Origin of the sequence: Anoxybacillus mongoliensis (assembly GCF_014201515.1) — a bacterium.
Lineage (GTDB): Bacteria > Bacillota > Bacilli > Bacillales > Anoxybacillaceae > Anoxybacillus > Anoxybacillus mongoliensis.
On the sequence record NZ_JACHEQ010000026.1, the window covers coordinates 1 to 3,145 of the forward strand.

At 42.0% G+C, this 3,145-nt stretch carries 2 protein-coding genes and 1 pseudogene; all 3 read right to left on the reverse strand.

From position 1 onward, the window contains the following. Positions 1-381: 381 nt before the first annotated feature. The 3 genes and pseudogenes from HNR43_RS13980 to HNR43_RS13990 all read right to left on the reverse strand — a co-directional run bounded on the left by HNR43_RS13980 (position 382) and on the right by HNR43_RS13990 (position 2,926). Positions 382-816: a DUF4304 domain-containing protein gene (locus HNR43_RS13980; protein WP_183244703.1), complete on the reverse strand. Its 435-nt coding sequence runs from the start codon at positions 814-816 to the stop codon at positions 382-384. 18 nt (positions 817-834) lie between these two features. Then, positions 835-2,328: pseudogene (locus HNR43_RS13985) on the reverse strand (RHS repeat domain-containing protein); the annotation flags it as partial. A gap of 250 nt (positions 2,329-2,578) precedes the next feature. Next, the gene (locus tag HNR43_RS13990; protein WP_183244705.1) at positions 2,579-2,926 is read right to left on the reverse strand and encodes an Imm8 family immunity protein; all 348 of its coding nucleotides are present in this window, start codon (positions 2,924-2,926) and stop codon (positions 2,579-2,581) included. Between the last annotated feature and the right edge of the window lie 219 nt (positions 2,927-3,145).

Sequence of the window (3,145 nt, forward strand, 5' to 3'; positions counted from 1 at the left end):
CCAAGATGACCTTCCATGACGAGACGAACAGCGGTCACCCGAACGCGAAGCGAAGCATCTTTGATTTTCCGTTCTTGTTTCCGAAGTGTTCGAGGTGTCCAACCGTGATCATTTGTGATTTTCAGACGTTTCATGTCTTTTCCGCTCCTTTTACACATGAGTATTTAGGAGCAGTATAACCATGGTTCATACAGAAGTTACTGCTTTAAAGTGCATGTATATAGAAGGTCCTTTGGTCCAAATGTTTCCGAATCTATCTATGTGTCCCCCATCTTTCCTCGGAAAGGGAGCATACTAGTCTTATTTCCTTTTTTATATCAGTGGTCTAACTAAAAAGACGACAACGCTATAATATAAAATAAGCGTGTCGTCAAATTTATTCTATCGTACGGTTTGCTTTTGTTTTACCTTTTCAAACCAATCGTCTGCAACATCTAAATAGGGTAAGACATTCTTAGCTATTTCGATAAACTCTGCTTCTTCTAAGTTTTGTGTTTCGTTATCGAATCTAAACCAATCCTTATTCCCATTTTTATGTTCCAAAATTCTGAAGCGATTGTTTAAGTGAAAAGCATTTAACTTTTGAAATGGACGGCTGAGATTATCAATCTTTACAGTTCCTTCTTCATTAACTTTCGCTACCCCAATCTCTATTAAAAATCCTCCTCCCCATTTATCAAATTGAAACGATAATAGATACCCCAGCTGCCCCCCTTGTTTCCTAAAATGAGGAAAGCTGCCCTTAAATCCCCTCCTTTTTAACTCTGGGACTACTATTTTCTTTAAAGCACTAATCATCTTATCTTTATTAGACATAAAATCGCTCCTTACTGGTTAAAAACTTTCACGGTGTATGCTATATGATATACCATGCTTCTTTAAAAGCTTTCTAAGACTTCTACTTGGACCTACTTTACCAGTTCTTGAACTTACATAGAAATTCCAGTGCACCCTTTTCACTTTCCTATTTTTTAATAACCATGTATCTTTTGCAACCTGTGCCCTTGTGAAAATGGAAGCTGAGACTCTTCCTACTTTAACTTCATGTAGTGTACCATTTTTTACAATATCTGCTCGTCTTTTTGTTTTGCCGATATTAAATATTCTTTGAAGATGCGCTGGTTTAGCTCCTAACCTTCTAGCAAGATATTTCTCAGCAGCTAATCCAGCTGACCTAGCTACCTTTAATCTTCCTCCACCAACAAAACCGAACGCAGCGGAAAACGCGACACCTTTCCATCCTTTTCCTGATTTATACGCCTTATACCCATCATACGCCGCAAATCCCGCATTAATCGCCATCCACACAAAATGCCCATCCGGATCGACCAGCATCACTGGGTTGTTGTTCGCATACGTATAGCCGTTCTGCGTAAGAATGTCATCCGCATCGCCTGGGTCTGGGTCGAGCGATAAAAACACTCCGTGCGTTGGGTGGTAATAACGGGCGATCAAGTAGTAGAACCCGGTCTCTTCATCATACTGGTATCCGGCATAGCGGTATGGGTTTTCGGCTGCTAGGGAGCCCGTTTCGGAACGAATTTGACCCCATGTGTCGTACTCGTAACGAGCCACCACGTTTCCTTGCACATCGGTCAACGCGATGACATCACCATGCGCGTTGTAGTGGTAGAAGTACGTCGCCCCGCCTTTTTTCATCGCCAACAGCTGGCCGTTTTCTCCGTATATATATGATTGTATCACAGTTCCGCTCGCATTGGTTTCATATAAGACGTTAAGGCTGTCGCCTTGGTAATAGTAGTTCGTCACGACGCCATTGACGTTCTTTTGGATGCGGCGGCCGTCTTCATCGTATTGGTACGTCACAAACGGCGTGCTTTCTCCTTTTCGGGTGATAGAGACGAGCTGGTCGGCGGCGTTCCATTCATATTGGTACTCGCCGTCTTCAGTCCTGTTGCCGTTCGCATCGTACGTGATCGTTTCATCGCCGAAACGGGTCAATTGATTCGCTGCATTATAATCGGCCGTGATCGTCGTGGATAGTCCGTCTTTCGTTCTCACGATTTGCTTGCGATTGCCGAATCCATCGTACGTATACGCGATCGTCGTTCCATCCGGCCATTGCTCTTCCACTAGTTGATCGAGCGCATCGTAACGGTAAACAATCGCTTCTCCTGTTGGGAACTCGATTTTCGTCCGATTGCCGTTTTCGTCATAACGGTACGTTTCCGCCAACAACTCGGTTCCGTCCGCTGTTCCCACTGACAGACTTTTCACCAAGCCACGGTCATCATACGTGAAGGTTGCGCCCACTCCGTTTCCAGTCGTAAACGTGCGAACGTGTCCTCTCTCGTCATAATCAATGTTTTTTGTTTGGCTACATTTCTTTATTAGTTGTTATTCTTTCTCACTCTGAGATAATAAAAGCTCACAAACCTTAAAGTAGGTCGTGAGCTCTAAATAAAAATTTTTCATAAAAAGGCTTCATCAATATTTTGTGTTTCTGTCAAGATAGGTTTGAAAAATTCTATCTTTAAAGCCCCCCACGTTAACCAGACGGCATGTTAGAAAAATAGATTGGATTTATATATCCAAAAACCCCCAATTATACTTCGATTTAGTTTTCATACTCCCAAATAGCATACCGACTAATGGCTAGAGCGGTTTCGTGCCATGTTTTTCTTGAACAATGGGCAAGTATTTTTTTGAGACGATCCTCTACACTTTTTATATTAAAGTCTTTCATTATAAACAATCCTCTAGCTATCTCCAATCCTGACTTCTCCACCATATTCCCTAACCTTTTTGGACTTGTAACATAAATAGTAAATAATTCAGCAGAATCTGAGTTCCCCTTGATACCAATATCCGCTTCAATTTCAATCCAAAAATCATCAACCGCCTCTCCCCATTCTTCGTCTATCACCGTTAGGCAAAATAATTCGGGCACTATCATTACATACATCCCCCCTCCTAACTAGAAATTCAAGTGTGCATTTCGCAACTTATATGTTCTTTTGTTAATAGCAGACTTATAAAACTCTTCAAAATTCGCTTGGTACACCCTTCTTATCTTCTTATAATGCATTCTATATACATCCAAATTGACATTTTAACTTCTGATTCACGCAGCACACCCGATGCGGCGTAACGCCTCATCTGGGTGCTGTAAGACGTGCTGTTC

Excerpts from the sequence above, each read along its gene's own strand:
- HNR43_RS13980 (WP_183244703.1), bottom strand. The coding sequence starts at position 816 with ATGTCTAATAAAGATAAGATGATTAGTGCTTTAAAGAAAATAGTAGTC.
- HNR43_RS13990 (WP_183244705.1), bottom strand. The coding sequence starts at position 2,926 with ATGTATGTAATGATAGTGCCCGAATTATTTTGCCTAACGGTGATAGAC.